Genomic DNA, 15,742 nt, shown 5'->3' with positions numbered 1-15,742 from the left:
GACGCTTCGGCGACTCAAGGTGACCACGCGTCGGGGCCGTTGGGACGGACTTGCTGGCAGGTCTGAACGATGGTGTTCCACAGTCGGCGGGCCTCGGGATCGTGCGCGAGCCACTCATCGATCTGTGAAGACGCGGCGGTGTCGCCGTGAGCGGCGAGGACCTGCAGGTCCACGAGTCGGTCGATCCAGGCTCGGTCGACGTGGTCGGAGAGGGTCGGTTCGGGAACGGGAGAAGTAGTGATGGCGTTTCAGCCTTCTCTGCGGAGGGGCCCGGTCGTGCCCGCCACCGGCCCCCCTGCGGGCGGTGGGGGACACGACCGGCCCGAGACGCGCGGTATCGGCCGCGGACTCGAGGAGCCGTCGCGACGCGCCGAGGAGCAACGTCGTGACGGCGAATGGAGCGCATGACTCAGCGCCAGGACTAGTGGCGGAGCCGGATGCGGGGTGTGCTGGTCGCTTCCTAGGAGTGCCCAAGCCCCTGAGTGGGTCGTGCACTGAAGCCGAGGGTCCCTACGACCGGCGGCGGCGTTCCAGCTGGACAGGACTGTCCTCCATGAAGGCCTCGGTAAGCAAGCGGGAGGCACAGGACTTGTCGCAGGTCGCCGAGGGGGCCGGGCACAGCCTGAACGTGCCCCTGCGGGTCTACGCCAAGTGCATCGTCGGCCAGGAGAACGAGGCGCGGCGCCGGATCACCGAGGCGCTGGGCGAGGACCCGTCATTAACGATCCGTCCGTGCATCGTCCGTGGACACCGGCGCACGACCGGTCACAGCCGGACGGAGCCGAACACGACTCCGATCATGAGTCAGCCCCGTCGTCGCTGGTCAGCGAGCGAACGGGGCTGGTGGTGGCGGGTGAAGGATTCGAACCTTCGAAGCTTTCGCGACGGATTTACAGTCCGCTCCCATTGGCCGCTCGGGCAACCCGCCAGGGTGTGCCGCCCCGCAGGACGGCGTCGGAGAGACTACAGGCCGGGGTCCGACGCCCGTACGGGCGGGGGCCCGCCCGTACGGGCCGACACGTCAGGGAGGACGACGATGGCCAACCCTTCGTTCGACGTCGTGAGCAAGGTCGACCGCCAGGAGGTCGACAACGCGCTCAACCAGGCGAGCAAGGAGCTCTCCCAGCGCTTCGACTTCCGCGGCACGGGGGCGGACGTCTCCTGGGCCGGCGAGGAGGCCATCACCATCACCGCGGAGACCGAGGAGCGCTGCAAGGCCGCGATCGACGTCTTCAAGGAGAAGCTGATCAAGCGCGGCATCTCGATGAAGGCCTTCGACGTCGGCGACCCCTCGCTGTCGGGCAAGACCTACAAGGTCACCGGCTCCCTGGTCCAGGGCATCAGCAAGGACAAGGGCAAGGAGATCTCGAAGGTCATCCGCGACGAGGGCCCCAAGGGCATCCAGGCCCAGATGCAGGACGACCAGCTCCGGGTGACGGGCAAGAAGAAGGACGACCTGCAGGCCGTCATCTCCCTGCTCAAGGACCGTGACTTCGAGATCGCGCTGCAGTTCACGAACTACCGCTGACGGTCTGCCCCGCCGCGTGGCCTCAGACGGTCGGGACGGTCCCGCCGTCGATGACGTACTCGGCCCCGACGATGGCCGTGGCGCGGTCGGAGACCAGGAAGCCGACCAGGTCCGCGACCTCCTCGGGGTGCGCGAAGCGTCCCAGCGGCACGCCCCCGAGCGAGTCGAAGACGGAATGCTTCGCGGCGTCCCGGGTCACCCCGTTGACCTCGGCGAGCCGGTCCACGAAGTCCTCGTAGGCCTCGGTCTCGATCCCGCCGGGGCTGACGGCGTTGACCCGGACCCCCCGGGGCGCGAGCTCGTTGGCGAGCCCCTTGCTGTACGTGCGCAGCGCGGCCTTGGCCGCCGCGTACGCCAGGGACGCGTCGTACAGCGGCAGCTCGTGCTGGATCGAGGTGACGTGCAGGACGACGCCCGACCCGGCCCCGACCATCGCCGGCACGAGCGCCCGGTCGAGCCGCACGGCCCCGAGGAGGTTCAGGTTCAGCTCGACGAGCCACTGCTCGTCGGTGATCACCGCGAACCCGCCGGGCGGCGTCGAGGCTCCCCCGACGACGTGGACGAGCACGTCGAGCGGTCCGTCCTCGACGATCCGGGCGGCGACGGCGTCCGTGCCGGCCGCCGTCGACGTGTCCGCCGCGATGAACCGGTCGGGCCGGTCGTAGCCGTCGGGCATCGTCCGGGCCGTCGTGTACACGTCGGCGCCCATCTCCCGCAGCCGCTCGACCACGGCTCTGCCCGCGCCCTTCGAGCCGCCGGTGACGAGCGCCCGGCGTCCGTCGAGACGGTCGCGATCCGTTCCCATCGTGGTCCGTCCGCTCAAGCGTCGTGGTTGACGATGACGAGTTCGGCCACCAGGTCGTCCCGCAGCGTGAACCCGTAGTCGAGCTCGGCGACGCCGCCCGGGAACGTGCCCTCGAGCCGCACGGTGACCACCGCGTGGGTGTCGTCGACGCGGTGGGCGCCGATCTGCTGGGTCGTGAAGTCGAACCGGGACCCGGCGTCCCGCAGGAACGCGTGGACCTGCTCACGGCCGCGGACGGTCTCGCCCACGTCGACGAGCAGCACGTCGTCGGTGAGGAACGACGAGGCGGTGTCGTCGTCGTGGACGACGTGCGCGGCCATGAAGTCGCGCACGGTGGTCGGGAGCAGATCGGACGAGAAGTCGGTGTGCTGTGCCATGCGCCCACCGTGCGAGTTCGCGGCGCGGGAGGGTCAAGCCTGTGGACCCTCCCCCGGGGAGAGGGTCCACAGTGGCGCGGTGCTGACGATCGGCGAGTTCTCGCGGCTGACCCAGCTGAGCGTGCGCACCCTGCGCCGGTACCACGAGGCGACCCTGCTGGAGCCCGCCGTCGTGGACGAGGCCACCGGCTACCGCTACTACGCCGTCGACCAGATCCCGACCGCGCAGGTCATCTACCGGCTCCGCGAGCTCGACGTCCCCCTGGGCGAGGTGCGGCGGATCGTGCGGACCCCCGACCCCGACGTCCGGGCCGGCCTGGTGGCGGACCACCTGCAACGCCTCGAGGAGCAGCTCGACCGCACCCGGGCGGCGGTCGTGTCGCTGCGCCGCCTGCTCCGACCCGACCCCGCCCCGATCGAGGTCGAGCTGCGCGCGGAGCCCGCCCGGGCGGTCGCGGCGGTGGAGGCCGTCCTCGGCCACCGCGACGTCGAGGCCTGGTTCGCCGGCGCGATGGCCGAGCTGGAGGCGGCCGTCGGCGACGCCGCGACCGGGCCGCTGGGCGGCAGCTTCGACAACGCCCTCTTCGAGCAGGAGCGCGGTCACGCGCTCCTCTACCTGCCGACCGCGGCGCCACCGCGCACCGGACGCGTGCACCCGGTGACGCTGCCGGCCGCGGAACTGGCCGTCGCCACCCACGTCGGCGAGCACGACGGCGTGGAGGTGACCTACGGCCAGCTCGGGACCTGGGTGGTGGAGAACGCGATGTCGGTGGCCGGACCGGTGCGGGAGGTCTACCGCGTCGGCCCGCGTGACGCGAGCGATCCCGCCGACTGGCGCACCGAGATCGGCTGGCCGGTCTTCCGGGTCGCCTGAGGCGGTCGGCACCGCTCACGCGAAGGGCGAGCGTTCCCCGGACGCGTCGAACATCCGCACGTCGACGGCACGGAAGGCGTCCCCGACGTCGGGGGCGTCGCACCGCGCCCGCCACGCCTCGAGCTCCTCCCGGGAGCGCCAGCGCTCGAAGTTGTTGATCCGGGCGGGGTCGACCGAGTCGGCGGTGACGGCCGCGTCGAGGCAGCCCGGCGCCTCCCGGGAGCGGCGGACCAGGTCCGCGAACGTCCGGACCAGCTCGTCCCGCTCCTCGGGGGCGACCGTCACGTGTCCCGCGATGATGAGCATCATCTCATCGTAGCTACCAGGTGGTCCTGGACAAGGACTAGACGCGGCGGTGCCGGCCGACGTAGCGGACACCCACCGCGCCGGCGACGGCCGCGGCACCGAGCAGGGTGTAGGTCAGGCCGTCGGTGCCGTCGGCCGGGACGCTGCCGTCGCCGGCGTCGACGCCGCCGACCGGGTACTGCGGCGCGGCCTGGGCGACGACCGGCGCCGGGGTGGTGTCGACGTGCTCGTCCTCACGGTCGCTCCGGTGGTCCCCGTAGTCGAAGGACTCGCAGGCGAGCCCGTCGTCGTCGGCGTCGAGCCGCTCGGGGTCGGACGGGTCGGCGTCCAGGGCGTCCTGGGCCTCCTGCCGCGAGGAGAAGTCGGCGCAGTCGCGGTCCCGCGAGGTGTGGGTCGACGACGAGGACGAGGACGACGACGCGGGCCGGGTGACCTCGTGGGAGGAGCCCGACGAGCTGCTCGACGACCCGCCCGAGGTGCTGCTCGAGCCGCCCCCGAGGTCGACGTCGGAGATCGGCGAGGTCGAGGACGGACGGTGCGGCAGGTTCTGGCACGCGACGCCGTCGCTGTCCCCGTCGAGACGGTTGGGGTCGGAGGAGTCCTGGTCGAGGACCGCCTGCGCGTCCTCCTGGTAGTCGAAGTCTCCGCAGTTGTAGACGTCGTTCCCGGCGGCGAAGGCCATTCCCGTCCCCGGGCCCACGACGCTCAGCAGCGTCAGCCCGCCCAGCGCGGCGGCGCGGGCACGGCGGGTGCGGGTGGCGGCACGGTGTGCGGGCACGGATGGTCTCCCCCGGTTCGGTGGTGCTGGCGCGGTCGCGCTCGGCCGGGTCGTCGTCCGGAGATCCGCGATCGTTAGGGGTCGGCCGCACACACCACTCGGGTGGTGGCAATCCGGAGGGATCGGGCAACTCCTGCCCGCCCGCCGCGTCCTTGCCAAGATGCGCGGCATGAGCCAGCGGATCGTCGTCGTCGGTGGGGGCTTCGCCGGGGCGAGCGTGGCGCGGCGGCTGGAGAGGCGCCTACCCGAGGCCGACGTCCGGCTCGTCAGCCCCGACGACTACATGCTCTACCTCCCGCTGCTGCCCCAGGTGGCCGCGGGGCTGCTGCCGGCGCCGGCCGCGACGGTGCCGCTGTCGAGCCGGCTGCGCCGCACGGTGCTCGTGCCCGGCCGCGCGACGGGCGTCGACCTCGAGGCCCGGGAGGTGCTCGTCCGCAGCATCACCGGCAACGACCAGGTGCTGGCCTACGACCGGCTCGTGCTCGCGCCGGGCAGCGTCACGAAGGTGTCGGACATCCCCGGCCTGCGGGAGTACGGGCGGGGTTGCAAGACGCTCGCCGAGGCCGCGTTCCTCCGCGACCACGTACTCGCCCAGCTGGAGATCGCCAACACCTCGACCGACCCCGACGAGCGCGACCGCCGGTGCCGCTTCGTCGTGGTCGGCGGGGGCTACGCGGGCGTGGAGACCGCGGCCAACCTGCAGCTGATGACCACCGAGCTGGCGCGGCGCTTCCCGCGCCTCGACCCGTCGCTCGTGGCCTGGCACGTCGTGCAGCACCACGACGCGCTGATGCCCGGCCTCGGGGAGCGCCTCGGCGAGGACACGCGGCGGGTGCTGGAGTCGCGCGGGGTGCACGTCGACCTGTCCACGGGCCTGTCGGCCGTCGACGCGGGGTCGGTGACCCTCTCGGACGGCCGCCGGCTCGCGACCCGCACCCCGATCTGGGCCGCCGGCATCGCCCCCAGCCCGTTGATGGGCCGGCTGGGCGTCGACACCGACCACGGGCGACTGGTCGTGCGGGCGGACCTGTCGGTGCCCGGGCACCCCGAGGTCTTCGCGCTCGGCGACGCCGCGGCCGCCCCGGACCTCGCCTCCGGCCCCGGCGCGGTCTGCCCGCCCACCGCCCAGCACGCCTCCCGGCAGGCGCCCGTGGCCGCCGACAACGTCGCCGCGAGCCTCGCCGGTCGCCCGACGCGCGACTACCGCCACCGCGACCTCGGGATGGTCGTCGACCTCGGCGGGCACGACGCGGTGGCCAAGCCCCTCGGCATCGACCTGTCCGGGGCCGCCGGCGCCGCCGTCACCCGCGCCTACCACCTCTGGGCGCTGCGGGCGCCGTCGGCGATGACCCGCGTCGCCACCAACTGGGCCCTCGGCGCGCTGCACGGGGCGAGCGCGGTCCGGCTCGGGTTCCTCCAGGGCGCCAGCGGGCGCCTCGCCGACTTCGAGCACACCGACGACTACCTCGACCCCCCGCAGGTCCGCGAGGCCGTCGGCCGGCTCTCGGGCTGACTCACCCGGCGGCGCCACCCTCGAGCACCTCGAGACGGCGGTCCAGGCCGCGCAGCAACTCGAGGACGCGGTCGAGCTGCGGCAGCACCGGCCCGGCGGCGGCGTAGGGACGGGCGCTGCGGTCCGCGGCCAGGTCGCGACGGGCGGCGACGGCGACGCCCGCGACGTCGACCCCGAGGGCGTGCAGCACCGCCGCGGCGTCCTCGGCGCCGTCGGCGAGCACGCCGAGCAGCAGGTGCCGGACGCCGAGGGTCGGGTCGGCGGCCTCGTCGGCCACGCGCACGGCGGCGTCGATCGCCGCGACCGTGCCCGGGGTGTAGGGGCGGTGCGCGGCGTGCGGGTCGCCCCGGCGGGTGCGACGCCGCGCGGCCTCGTCGCGGGCACGGTCGAGGTCGACGGCGGCGAGCACGCGACGGCCCTGGTCGGCGTGGTCGCGCTCGTCGAGCAGGAGCGCGAGCAGGAGGTGGGCGGTGCCGAGACGCGCGTCCCCGGCCCGCAGCGCCTCGCGGTCGGCGAGCAGCAGGACGCGCAGCACCCGTTCGGTCTGGCGGGAGGTGAGGCTCATCCGTCCACGGTCGCCGCCCCCGCCGCCGGGCACCTCGGAGTCCGCCCCCGACCGGCCTCGGGGTCGGCTCACCACTCCTTGGCGTAGTAGTAGCTCGGTTCCGCGGCTCCCGGCTCGACGTGGCGGTAGCCGTGCGCGGCGTAGAAGCGGCGCGCGTCGACGTCCTCGCCGTCGACGTTCACCTCCACGAGACGCCCGCCGCGCTCCGCCGCCAGCGCCTCGACGGCGGCGAGCAGCGCGTGCCCGATCCGCTGCCCGCGCCGGTCGGGGCGCACGTACAGCTCGTCGAGCAGCGCCACCGGCGCGTCGGACCAGGCGTTCGGACGGAAGGAGACGACGGCCAGCGCGTCGGGCGGGTCGCCGTGGAGGAGGGCGACGAGGTCCGGGCCGGCGAGCAGGGTCCGGAGCCGCGTGGTCAGCACGCCGACGCCGGGGGTGGCCGTCTCGAACTCGGTGTTGAAGTCGTGGAGAAGGGCGGCGACCGTCTCGGCGTCGGGGACCCAGGCCCGCCGGATCTCACCCATCGACGTCGTCACGACGGGAGAGGATGGAGGCGGTCACGGCTGGCGGAGGTGGGCGAACACGATCGTATTGTCCTCGTAGTGGCCGACGCCGGGGTCGAAATCGCCGCCGCAGGTGATGAGACGGAGCTCCGGGTGCGCCGTGGCCCCGTAGACCTGGCGTTGCGGGAAGTCGTTCTTCGGCACGGTCCGCACGGCGTCGACGACGAACTCCCTCCGGGCGCTGTCGGCCGCCGTGACGATGATCCCGTCGCCGGGGCGCAGCCGGCCCAGGTCGTAGAACACCGACGGTCCGGCCGCCGCGGAGTCCACGTGGCCGATGATCACAGACGGACCCGGGCGGCCGGGGACGGGGGAGCCGCGGTACCACGCGGCCTCGTCGTAGTCCGGCCCCGGGACAGGGGTCTCGAGCGTGCCGTCGGGCTCGAGTCCCACCTGGTTGACGACGCTGTGGACGCCGATCACCGGGATGTCGAGCAGGACCGGCGGCGCGGTCGAGGCGGGGCGGCGCTCGGTCGGTGCGTCGTCGGCGGGCGCCGAGGCGGCGGCCACGGGTCGGTCGGCGCCCGCGACCGGCGGACCCGGATGTCCTCGCAGTCCGAGGACGGTCAGACCGACTCCGAGCAGGGCGAGCACGACAGCGACGGCCAGCAGGAGCCGCCGGCGACTCAGGTGTGGCATCGGCTCCCCTTCGCGGCGACCACCGGGCCGACCGCGGGCCGTCCCCCGACGAGACGGCCCGCGGTCGGTCGGACGGTGGTCAGCGACGGGCACCCGGAGCGCGACGACGCGCCGCCAGCACCCCGCCCGCGGCGATCAGCGCCAGCGCGCCGCCCGAGAGCAGCGCGATGTCGAGGCCGCCGGCGGTCGAACCACCACCGGTGTCGACCCCGCCCTCGGGCATCGCTCCGGTCCCCCCGGGCATCTGGCCCGAGCCCTGGCCCGGCAGGTTCACCACAATGGTCGCGGTGCCGACGGTGAGGCCACTTCGCACGGCATCGGTGTCGAACGCCTGGTTCAGGGCGTCCGCCGCGCTGCCGGAGAGGCGCACCGTGGTGCCGGTGAGGGTCGCGGTGCCCTCCGCGGCGTCGGTCTGGATCGGCTGCAGCGTCGAGCCGTCGAGGTCGAACAGCACCGCCGAGTCGGCCACCGTCTGGCCGTTGGCCGTCACCTTGCCCGAGAGGGTCGCCGGATTACCCGGGTCGATGACGAAATCGGTGAGCTCGACCCGGGTGTCGCCCTTGGTCAGGCTCAGACCGCTGCCGTTGTGCTCGATCCGACCCTGCACGTAGGGATTGACCGTGCCCGGCTCGTAGACGGTGACGTTGCCGCCGGTGATCGGGAACGAGACGCTGCCGTTCTCGAGCGACGCGCCCCCGATCGTGCCGGGGGTGACCTCGAGCGACTCGAGGGCGCCGGTGAAGCCCTCGTCGAGCGCGACCGACGACGACTGCCCGGTGAGATCGGGAATCTGCGCGATCGGCTCGGCGGCCGCGGCGCTCCCGACCGTGAGGCCGCTCAGCGCAAGAGCGGCGACGCCGGCGGTGACCAGCGCGGCCATCTTCCTGGGTGTCCTCATGGGGCCCCTTCCACACGACGCCGGCCTCGCCGCCGGCGCCTCTCGCCACCCTCTCCGAGCGCGGGATCGACACGGTTCGACGTTTTCCGGAAAATTCGGCACATCGAACCGGAAAGAGGGGACGAGCGAAGACTCCTCCCTTCTGGGAACGGAGCCGGCAATTCGTCGGACGATCGTCAGGAATACCTCACCGGGAGCACACGCTCCCGCCGGCGAATACCTCAGTCGCACCGGGCCATGGCCTCGAGGCGGGCGATGCGGTCGTCCAAGGGCGGGTGGGTGGAGAACATCCGCGAGAGGCCCTCGCCCGCCCGGAACGGGTTGGCGATCATCAGGTGGGACTGGCTGACCAGCTGCGGCTCCGGCGGCAGCGGGGCGGCGGCCGTGCCGTACTGCAGCTTGCGCAGCGCCGAGGCCAGGGCCAGCGGGTCGTGGGTGAGCGTCGCGCCGCTGGCGTCGGCCTGGTACTCCCGCGACCGGCTGATCGACATCTGGATGATCCCCGCCGCGAACGGCCCGATGATCGCGACGGCCAGCACCGCGAGGAAGTTCCGGTTGCCGCCGAACAGCTGCGCGGCGAGGACGAGGTAGGTGATGACGCTCGACAGCGCGCCCGCGACCGAGGAGATGAGGATGTCGCGGTTGTAGACGTGGGAGAGCTCGTGGCCGAGGACGCCGCGCAGCTCGCGCTCGTCGAGCAGCCGCAGGATGCCCTCGGTGGCGCAGACGGCGGCGTGGCGCGGGTTGCGACCGGTGGCGAAGGCGTTGGGCGCCTCGGTGGGGCTGACGTAGAGCCGCGGCATCGGCTGGTGGGCGTCGGTCGCCAGCTCCCGCACGATGCGGTACATCGCCGGCTGCTCGGCCTCGCCGACCGGGTAGGCGTGCATCGCGCGCAGCGCCAGCTTGTCGCTGGCGAAGTACGCGTAACCGTTGACACCGAGGGCGACCACCAGCGCGACCAGCAGGCCGGTCCGCCCGAACAACGAGCCCACGACCAGCACGATCGCGCTGAGCACACCCAGCAGCACCGCGGTCTTCAGGCCGTTGCGCACCGTGCTCCTCCTCGCCGACGTCCTCGCACGGAGAACGCCGCCGGGCCGGGCGCTAGTTCCCGGCGCGCGCCGCCTCGATCACCTCGCGCGGGGCGCCGAGGGCCTCGAGGTCCTCGGGCCGCCCGTGCCGGAGGAAGTGCTCGGCGCCCACCTTGACGAACAGCGCCCGCGCGGTGCCCGCGACCTCCCCGTCGAGCTCGCCGAGGAACCCGACCCCCGAGACGTAGATCTTCCGGCCGACGATCGCGTCGACCCGCGACCGGAACCACAGCGTGGTGCCGACGGGCACGGGGCGGCGGAAGTCGGTCTCGAGCCGCGCGGTCACCGCGGCCCGCGTGATCTGCGTGTACGCGGTGCCGAGGGCGTCGTCGAACGCCGTCATCAGCATCCCGCCGTGCAGGAGCCCCGGCGCGCCCTGGTGCTCGTCGCGGACGTCGAACCGGCTGTGTACCGACACCCCGTCCTCGCCGACCCACGACGCGAGCCGCAGGCTGCCCGGGACGTCGCCGCAGCCGCGGCAGCCCTCGTAGTGCGGCGTCGTCCGCTCACCGGGCCCGGGCGCCTTGGGGTGCTTCTGCGGCGGCGGCGCGTCGGCCGGCGGGTCGATGGAGATCGGCACGTCCCGGCACGTTACCCAGGCGAACGACCTCCCGGACCGCGAGCCGCATCACCTCACGGCATGCTGACGCCATGTCCCAGCCCGACGTCCGACTCGAGCGCCTCGACGGTGTCGCCCTGCTCACCGTCTCCGACCCGAAGCGCCGCAACGCCATGACCGGTGCCCTGTCCGACCGGCTCGTGGCCGTGCTGGAGGAGGTCGGGGCCGACACCGCGGTGCACGCCGTCGTCGTCACGGGCGACGACGACCCCAAGCCCGCGTTCTGCGCCGGCGGCGACCTCGACGAGCTCGCCGCGGCCGGGGAGGCCGGGCCGGACGCGCTGCAGCGCATCTACGCCGGGTTCCTGTCCCTGGCCGAGTGCCCGCTGCCGACGTTCGCGGCCGTCGACGGCCCCGCGGTCGGCGCCGGGCTCAACCTCGCCCTGGCCGCCGACGTCCGCATCGCCGGCGAGACGGCCCGCTTCGAGCCCGGCTTCCTGCGCCTCGGCGTGCACCCCGGCGGCGGCATGACGTGGATGGCGCAGCGGATCGTCGGACCCCAGGTGACGACGGCGATGCTGCTCGGCGGCGAGGCCCTCGACGCGACCCGGGCCGCCGAGCTGGGGATGGTGCTCAAGGTCGCGACGGGCGAGGGCAGCGACGGGCGGTCGGCCGCCGTGACCGAGGCGCTGCGGATGGCGTCGACGTCGGCGAAGGCCCCGCGCGAGCTCGCGATCGCGACCAAGGCGAGCATCCGGGCCACCGGGCAGCTCGACCGGCACCGCGACGCCGTCGCCGTCGAGGTCGGGCCGCAGCTGGAGTCGCTGCGCTCGGACGGGTTCCGCGAGGGCCTCGCGCGGGTGCGGGCGTCCACCGGCAAGAAGTGATCGCCGCGGAGATCGGGAAGCGGGTCCCGTCAGGCGGAACACGGACGTGCACGACGCGCCTGTTTCGGTCCAGCGTGTGACCCGTGACCGGCCGCCCGCGTGATCGGGAGCGGCGAGGTTAGCCTGAGTGGTCCGCCTTGTCCCGGGGGGACTCGCCACGCGGAGTTGCGAAGGGAAGCGATGGGGAGCGATGACCACTGACACCGCCGTCGGGCCGTCCGGTCGGGAGGTGCGCCAGACCCATCGGGTCGTCATCCGCTTCGCGGGCGACTCCGGGGACGGCATGCAGCTGACCGGTGACCGGTTCACCTCGGAAGCCGCGGCGTTCGGGAACGACCTGGCCACGCTGCCGAACTTCCCGGCCGAGATCCGTGCCCCTGCCGGGACCCTCCCCGGGGTGTCGAGCTTCCAGCTCCACTTCGCGGACTACGACATCCTCACCCCCGGCGACCGCCCCGACGTGCTGGTGGCGATGAACCCGGCGGCGCTCAAGGCGAACATCAAGGATCTCCCGCACGGCGGGATCCTCATCGTCAACACCGACGAGTTCACCAAGCGGAACCTCGCGAAGGTCGGCTACGACGCCAACCCGCTCGAGGACGACTCGCTGGCGCCGTACACGGTGCACCAGGTCGCCATGGCGACGCTGACTCGCGGCGCGCTCGAGCCGACCGGCATGAGCAAGAAGGACGCCGAGCGCGCGAAGAACATGTTCGCCCTCGGGCTCCTGTCGTGGATGTACCACCGCGGCACCGAGGGCACCGAGCAGTTCCTGCGCGAGAAGTTCGCCAAGAAGCCCGACCTCGCCGAGGCCAACATCCTCGCGTTCCGGGCCGGCTGGAACTACGGCGAGACCACCGAGAGCTTCGCGGTCACCTACGAGGTCGCGCCCGCGCGCCTCGCCGAGGGCACCTACCGCCAGATCACCGGCAACCTCGCGCTCGCCTACGGCGTCGTCGCCGCGGGGCAGCAGGCGAAGCTGCCCGTCTTCCTCGGCACGTACCCGATCACCCCCGCGTCCGACGTGCTCCACGAGCTGTCGAAGCACAAGGGCATGGGCGTGACCACCTTCCAGGCCGAGGACGAGATCGCCGGCATCGGCGCGGCGCTGGGCGCGGCGTTCGGCGGCGCGCTGGGCGTCACGTCGACCTCCGGGCCGGGCGTGGCGCTCAAGTCCGAGACGATCGGGCTCGCGGTGGCCCTCGAGCTGCCGCTGCTGATCCTCGACGTGCAGCGCGGCGGCCCCTCGACCGGGCTGCCCACCAAGACCGAGCAGGCCGACCTCCTGCAGGCGATGTACGGCCGCAACGGCGAGGCGCCGGTGCCGATCATCGCGCCGCAGTCGCCCGGCGACTGCTTCGACGCCGCGCTCGACGCGGTGCGGATGGCGCTGACCTACCGCACGCCGGTGTTCCTGCTCTCCGACGGCGCGATCGCCAACGGCTCCGAGCCGTGGCGCATCCCCGACGTGGACGACCTGCCCGACCTGTCGGTCACGTTCGCCACCGAGCCGAACGCCCCCGACGGCTCCGGCGAGTTCTGGCCGTACCTGCGCGACGACGACACGCTCGCCCGCCCGTGGGCCATCCCGGGTACGCCGGGTCTCGAGCACCGCATCGGCGGCCTCGAGAAGGCCGACGGGCGCGGCACGATCTCCTACGACCCGGACAACCACGACCGCATGGTCCGGCTGCGCCAGGCCAAGATCGCGGGCATCGAGGTCCCCGACGTCACCGTCGACGACCCGACCGGGGACGCCGAGGTGCTGGTGATCGGCTGGGGCTCGTCGTACGGGCCGATCGGGGCGGCCTGCCGCCGTGTCCGGGCGGCCGGCCTCTCGGTGGCCCAGGCGCACCTGCGCCACCTCAACCCACTGCCGGGCAACCTCGGCGACGTCCTGCGCTCCTACCGGCGCGTGGTCGTCCCCGAGATGAACCTCGGGCAGCTGGCGATGCTGCTGCGCGCGACGTTCCTCGTCGACGCGCACTCCTACACCAAGGTCGCCGGCCTGCCGTTCCAGGCCGAGGAGCTCGCCGGTGTCCTCACCGACGCCGTGAAGGGAGACCTGCCCGCATGACCAGCCCAGGATCTTCTCTGGCACAGGACTTGCCGACCCCCGGGATCGGCGGCCTGGACCTCGTCCCGACCACCGACGAGCCGCAGAAGGCCAAGGACTACACGTCCGACCAGGAGGTCCGCTGGTGCCCGGGCTGCGGCGACTACGCCGTGCTCGCGAGCGTCCGCGGCTTCCTGCCCGAGCTCGGGCTCAAGCGCGAGAACATCGTGTTCGTCTCGGGCATCGGCTGCTCGTCGCGGTTCCCGTACTACCTCGACACCTACGGCATGCACTCCATCCACGGGCGTGCGCCGACGATCGCGACCGGCCTGGCCGTGACGCGCCCGGACCTCTCGGTCTGGGTCGTCACCGGTGACGGCGACGCGCTGTCGATCGGGGGCAACCACCTGATCCACGCGCTGCGCCGCAACATGAACATCACGATCCTGCTGTTCAACAACCGGATCTACGGGCTGACCAAGGGCCAGTACTCGCCGACCTCCGAGGTCGGCAAGGTCACCAAATCGACGCCCATGGGCTCGATCGACGCGCCGTTCAACCCGGTGTCGCTGGCCCTGGGCGCCGAGGCGACGTTCGTCGGCCGCGCGCTGGACTCCGACCGCAAGGGCCTCACCGAGGTCCTGCGCCAGGCCGCCGCCCACCGCGGCGCCTCGCTTGTCGAGATCTTCCAGGACTGCCCGATCTTCAACGACGGCTCCTTCGACGTCCTGCGCAAGGGCGACGACGTGGCCGAGCGGCTGATCACCCTCGTCGACGGCGAGCCGATCACCTTCGGCAACGACGGCGAGTGGGGCGTCGTGCGCTCGGCGTCCGGCGGTCTCGAGGTGGCGCGGGTCGCCGACGTCGGAGCCGACGCGGTGGTCGTCCACCACGCCGGTGAGGAGGACCCGACCCAGTCCTTCGCACTCTCGCGGCTGTCCGACCAGGACCTCACCCACACCGTCACGGGCATCTTCCGCAAGGTCGACCGGCCCACCTACGACGACGGTGCCCGGGCGCAGGTCGCGGCCGCCACCGAGGAGGCCGAGGCGCGCGGCGACACGCTCGAGAAGCTGCTGCGCGGCAAGGACACCTGGGCGGTCATGCCCGAGCCGCTGAACGAGCAGTAGGACCCTTCCGCCCGGCCCGCCGCCGCAGCACCATGCGGCGGGGGGCCGGACCGGAGGGAGGCGCACGTGTGCGGGGACGGGTCGCCGACGGACGTCGGCCAGGCGATGCCACGCGCCGCACCCGGGGCGGCCGTCGACCCGATCGCGCTGGAGCCGGTGGACGCCGTCGAGGTCACGACGCTCGTCGACAACGTGTTCGACGCGCTGCTGACCGGCGACGAGCGCACCCGGCGGCCGGGCTGGTTCACCGCCCGGACCGCGGCACCCCAGTTCGAGGACGGTGAGACCCCGGTCGGTCTCGTGGCCGAGCACGGGTTCGCCGCGCTGGTCACCGTGCACCGCGCAGGCACCACGACCTCGCTGCTCCTCGACACCGGGCTCTCCCCGGACGCCGTCGTCACCAACGCCGACCGGCTCGGCGTCGACCTCACCGCGGTCCAGGGCATCGTGCTCAGCCACGGGCACTTCGACCACGCCGGCGGGCTCGCCGGGCTCGCGCGACGGCTGGGCCGGCGACGGATGCCGATCGTCGTGCACCCGCGGGCCTGGACGCGGCGGCGCCTCGCCGTCCCCCACCAGGAGCCCCACCTGCTGCCCACCCTCAGTCAGCGGGCCCTCGAGGGCGAAGGGTTCGCGCTGGTCGAGCGCCGGGAGCCGTCCCTGCTGGTCGACGGGTGCGTCCTCGTCACCGGCGAGGTCGACCGGACCACGGACTTCGAGCGGGGCATGCCGCCGGCGCACCAGGCCTGGACGGGCGGGGCCTGGGAGCACGACCCGCTGGTCCTCGACGACCAGGCGCTGGTCGTGCACGTCCGCGGGCGTGGCCTCGTCGTCGTCACCGGCTGCGGGCACGCCGGGGCGGTCAACATCGTGCGGCACGCCCAGCGGCTCACCGGGGTGCCGGAGCTGCACGGGCTGATCGGCGGGCTGCACCTCGGCGGCCCCGCGTTCGAGCCCGTGATCCCACCGACGGTGGCCGCGCTGACCGGCCTCGGGCCGGCCCTCGTCGTCTCGGGCCACTGCACCGGCTGGCGCGCCCAGCACGCACTCGCCGCCGCTCTCCCGGACGCCTGGACCCCGGGCAGCTCCGGCTCGACCTTCCGCCTCGCCGCCTGACCGCTCCTCGGCGCGGGTGCGGCACGGGTCACGCCGCGACGGCCGGATGGTCGTGGT

At 73.4% G+C, this 15,742-nt stretch carries 18 protein-coding genes and 1 tRNA gene; 7 read left to right on the top strand and 12 right to left on the bottom strand.

Annotation, left to right across the window (positions count from 1 at the left end):
* Nucleotides 1-14 precede the first annotated feature (14 nt).
* Together ABD994_RS17690 and ABD994_RS17685 are read right to left on the bottom strand one after the other, a co-directional pair.
* Entirely contained in the window at nt 15-173 is a 159-nt protein-coding gene (locus ABD994_RS17690) for a hypothetical protein (protein ID WP_345417666.1), read from the bottom strand.
* A 671-nt stretch (nt 174-844) separates the two neighbouring features.
* A tRNA-Tyr gene (locus tag ABD994_RS17685) sits at nt 845-928 on the bottom strand.
* Between the two features lie 108 nt (nt 929-1,036).
* On the opposite strand from ABD994_RS17685, the gene ABD994_RS17680 reads away from it, so the two are divergent.
* Complete coding sequence (locus ABD994_RS17680) at nt 1,037-1,528, top strand: YajQ family cyclic di-GMP-binding protein (protein WP_345417663.1); 492 nt, start codon at nt 1,037-1,039, stop codon at nt 1,526-1,528.
* Nucleotides 1,529-1,550: 22 nt separating this feature from the next.
* Here ABD994_RS17680 and ABD994_RS17675 read toward each other — a convergent pair whose 3' ends face one another.
* Nucleotides 1,551-2,333, bottom strand: coding sequence for an SDR family oxidoreductase (locus ABD994_RS17675; RefSeq protein WP_345417660.1), 783 nt, complete (start codon nt 2,331-2,333; stop codon nt 1,551-1,553).
* 14 nt (nt 2,334-2,347) lie between these two features.
* A complete protein-coding gene (locus ABD994_RS17670; RefSeq protein WP_345417657.1) occupies nt 2,348-2,710 on the bottom strand; it encodes a nuclear transport factor 2 family protein in 363 nt (120 codons plus the stop codon).
* A gap of 79 nt (nt 2,711-2,789) precedes the next feature.
* Here ABD994_RS17670 and ABD994_RS17665 point away from each other — a divergent pair, with 79 nt between their 5' ends.
* The gene (locus tag ABD994_RS17665) at nt 2,790-3,584 is read left to right on the top strand and encodes a MerR family transcriptional regulator (protein ID WP_345417654.1); all 795 of its coding nucleotides are present in this window, start codon (nt 2,790-2,792) and stop codon (nt 3,582-3,584) included.
* Nucleotides 3,585-3,599: 15 nt separating this feature from the next.
* On the opposite strand, the gene ABD994_RS17660 is transcribed toward ABD994_RS17665, so the two are convergent.
* Both ABD994_RS17660 and ABD994_RS17655 read right to left on the bottom strand, forming a co-directional pair.
* The gene (locus ABD994_RS17660; RefSeq protein WP_345417652.1) at nt 3,600-3,890 is read right to left on the bottom strand and encodes a putative quinol monooxygenase; all 291 of its coding nucleotides are present in this window, start codon (nt 3,888-3,890) and stop codon (nt 3,600-3,602) included.
* A 37-nt stretch (nt 3,891-3,927) separates the two neighbouring features.
* Nucleotides 3,928-4,668: a hypothetical protein gene (locus tag ABD994_RS17655; RefSeq protein WP_345417649.1), complete on the bottom strand. Its 741-nt coding sequence runs from the start codon at nt 4,666-4,668 to the stop codon at nt 3,928-3,930.
* Nucleotides 4,669-4,837: 169 nt separating this feature from the next.
* On the opposite strand from ABD994_RS17655, the gene ABD994_RS17650 reads away from it, so the two are divergent.
* Nucleotides 4,838-6,181 carry an NAD(P)/FAD-dependent oxidoreductase gene (locus tag ABD994_RS17650; RefSeq protein ID WP_345417646.1) on the top strand — a complete coding sequence of 448 codons (1,344 nt, stop codon included), beginning with the start codon at nt 4,838-4,840 and terminating at the stop codon, nt 6,179-6,181.
* Nucleotide 6,182: 1 nt separating this feature from the next.
* On the opposite strand, the gene ABD994_RS17645 is transcribed toward ABD994_RS17650, so the two are convergent.
* From ABD994_RS17645 to ABD994_RS17620, 6 genes are all read right to left on the bottom strand, one after another.
* Entirely contained in the window at nt 6,183-6,746 is a 564-nt protein-coding gene (locus tag ABD994_RS17645) for a Clp protease N-terminal domain-containing protein (protein ID WP_345417643.1), read from the bottom strand.
* A gap of 68 nt (nt 6,747-6,814) precedes the next feature.
* The gene (locus ABD994_RS17640) at nt 6,815-7,282 is read right to left on the bottom strand and encodes a GNAT family N-acetyltransferase (RefSeq protein ID WP_345417640.1); all 468 of its coding nucleotides are present in this window, start codon (nt 7,280-7,282) and stop codon (nt 6,815-6,817) included.
* 21 nt (nt 7,283-7,303) lie between these two features.
* On the bottom strand, nt 7,304-7,948 hold the full coding sequence (locus ABD994_RS17635) for a class F sortase (RefSeq protein ID WP_345417638.1): 645 nt from the start codon (nt 7,946-7,948) through the stop codon (nt 7,304-7,306).
* Nucleotides 7,949-8,027: 79 nt separating this feature from the next.
* The gene (locus ABD994_RS17630; RefSeq protein ID WP_345417637.1) at nt 8,028-8,846 is read right to left on the bottom strand and encodes a hypothetical protein; all 819 of its coding nucleotides are present in this window, start codon (nt 8,844-8,846) and stop codon (nt 8,028-8,030) included.
* A gap of 221 nt (nt 8,847-9,067) precedes the next feature.
* The gene (htpX, locus tag ABD994_RS17625; RefSeq protein ID WP_345417635.1) at nt 9,068-9,898 is read right to left on the bottom strand and encodes a zinc metalloprotease HtpX; all 831 of its coding nucleotides are present in this window, start codon (nt 9,896-9,898) and stop codon (nt 9,068-9,070) included.
* Between the two features lie 52 nt (nt 9,899-9,950).
* Nucleotides 9,951-10,517: a PaaI family thioesterase gene (locus ABD994_RS17620; protein ID WP_345417633.1), complete on the bottom strand. Its 567-nt coding sequence runs from the start codon at nt 10,515-10,517 to the stop codon at nt 9,951-9,953.
* 71 nt (nt 10,518-10,588) lie between these two features.
* On the opposite strand from ABD994_RS17620, the gene ABD994_RS17615 reads away from it, so the two are divergent.
* The 4 genes from ABD994_RS17615 to ABD994_RS17600 all read left to right on the top strand — a co-directional run bounded on the left by ABD994_RS17615 (nt 10,589) and on the right by ABD994_RS17600 (nt 15,685).
* Nucleotides 10,589-11,383: an enoyl-CoA hydratase-related protein gene (locus ABD994_RS17615; RefSeq protein ID WP_345417631.1), complete on the top strand. Its 795-nt coding sequence runs from the start codon at nt 10,589-10,591 to the stop codon at nt 11,381-11,383.
* A gap of 190 nt (nt 11,384-11,573) precedes the next feature.
* Nucleotides 11,574-13,460 carry a 2-oxoacid:acceptor oxidoreductase subunit alpha gene (locus ABD994_RS17610; RefSeq protein ID WP_345417629.1) on the top strand — a complete coding sequence of 629 codons (1,887 nt, stop codon included), beginning with the start codon at nt 11,574-11,576 and terminating at the stop codon, nt 13,458-13,460.
* Nucleotides 13,457-14,569 carry a 2-oxoacid:ferredoxin oxidoreductase subunit beta gene (locus ABD994_RS17605; RefSeq protein WP_345417626.1) on the top strand — a complete coding sequence of 371 codons (1,113 nt, stop codon included), beginning with the start codon at nt 13,457-13,459 and terminating at the stop codon, nt 14,567-14,569. The genes ABD994_RS17610 and ABD994_RS17605 overlap by 4 nt, the downstream gene beginning before the upstream one ends.
* Nucleotides 14,570-14,635: 66 nt before the next feature.
* Nucleotides 14,636-15,685 (top strand): MBL fold metallo-hydrolase, encoded by a 1,050-nt coding sequence (locus ABD994_RS17600; RefSeq protein WP_345417624.1) that lies wholly within the window; start codon nt 14,636-14,638, stop codon nt 15,683-15,685.
* Nucleotides 15,686-15,742 lie beyond the last annotated feature (57 nt).

The organism is Actinomycetospora chlora, assembly GCF_039542135.1.
Lineage (GTDB): Bacteria > Actinomycetota > Actinomycetes > Mycobacteriales > Pseudonocardiaceae > Actinomycetospora > Actinomycetospora chlora.
This window is presented reverse-complemented; position numbering and strand designations above follow the sequence as displayed.

Bases quoted from the DNA above. Each gene is read 5' to 3' on its own strand.
- ABD994_RS17680 (WP_345417663.1), top strand. From the start codon at position 1,037: ATGGCCAACCCTTCGTTCGACGTCGTGAGCAAGGTCGACCGCCAGGAG.
- ABD994_RS17605 (WP_345417626.1), top strand. From the start codon at position 13,457: ATGACCAGCCCAGGATCTTCTCTGGCACAGGACTTGCCGACCCCCGGG.
- ABD994_RS17650 (WP_345417646.1), top strand. From the start codon at position 4,838: ATGAGCCAGCGGATCGTCGTCGTCGGTGGGGGCTTCGCCGGGGCGAGC.
- ABD994_RS17660 (WP_345417652.1), bottom strand. From the start codon at position 3,890: ATGCTCATCATCGCGGGACACGTGACGGTCGCCCCCGAGGAGCGGGAC.
- ABD994_RS17635 (WP_345417638.1), bottom strand. From the start codon at position 7,948: ATGCCACACCTGAGTCGCCGGCGGCTCCTGCTGGCCGTCGCTGTCGTG.
- ABD994_RS17615 (WP_345417631.1), top strand. From the start codon at position 10,589: ATGTCCCAGCCCGACGTCCGACTCGAGCGCCTCGACGGTGTCGCCCTG.
- ABD994_RS17610 (WP_345417629.1), top strand. From the start codon at position 11,574: ATGACCACTGACACCGCCGTCGGGCCGTCCGGTCGGGAGGTGCGCCAG.
- ABD994_RS17645 (WP_345417643.1), bottom strand. From the start codon at position 6,746: ATGAGCCTCACCTCCCGCCAGACCGAACGGGTGCTGCGCGTCCTGCTG.
- ABD994_RS17630 (WP_345417637.1), bottom strand. From the start codon at position 8,846: ATGAGGACACCCAGGAAGATGGCCGCGCTGGTCACCGCCGGCGTCGCC.
- ABD994_RS17675 (WP_345417660.1), bottom strand. From the start codon at position 2,333: ATGGGAACGGATCGCGACCGTCTCGACGGACGCCGGGCGCTCGTCACC.
- ABD994_RS17670 (WP_345417657.1), bottom strand. From the start codon at position 2,710: ATGGCACAGCACACCGACTTCTCGTCCGATCTGCTCCCGACCACCGTG.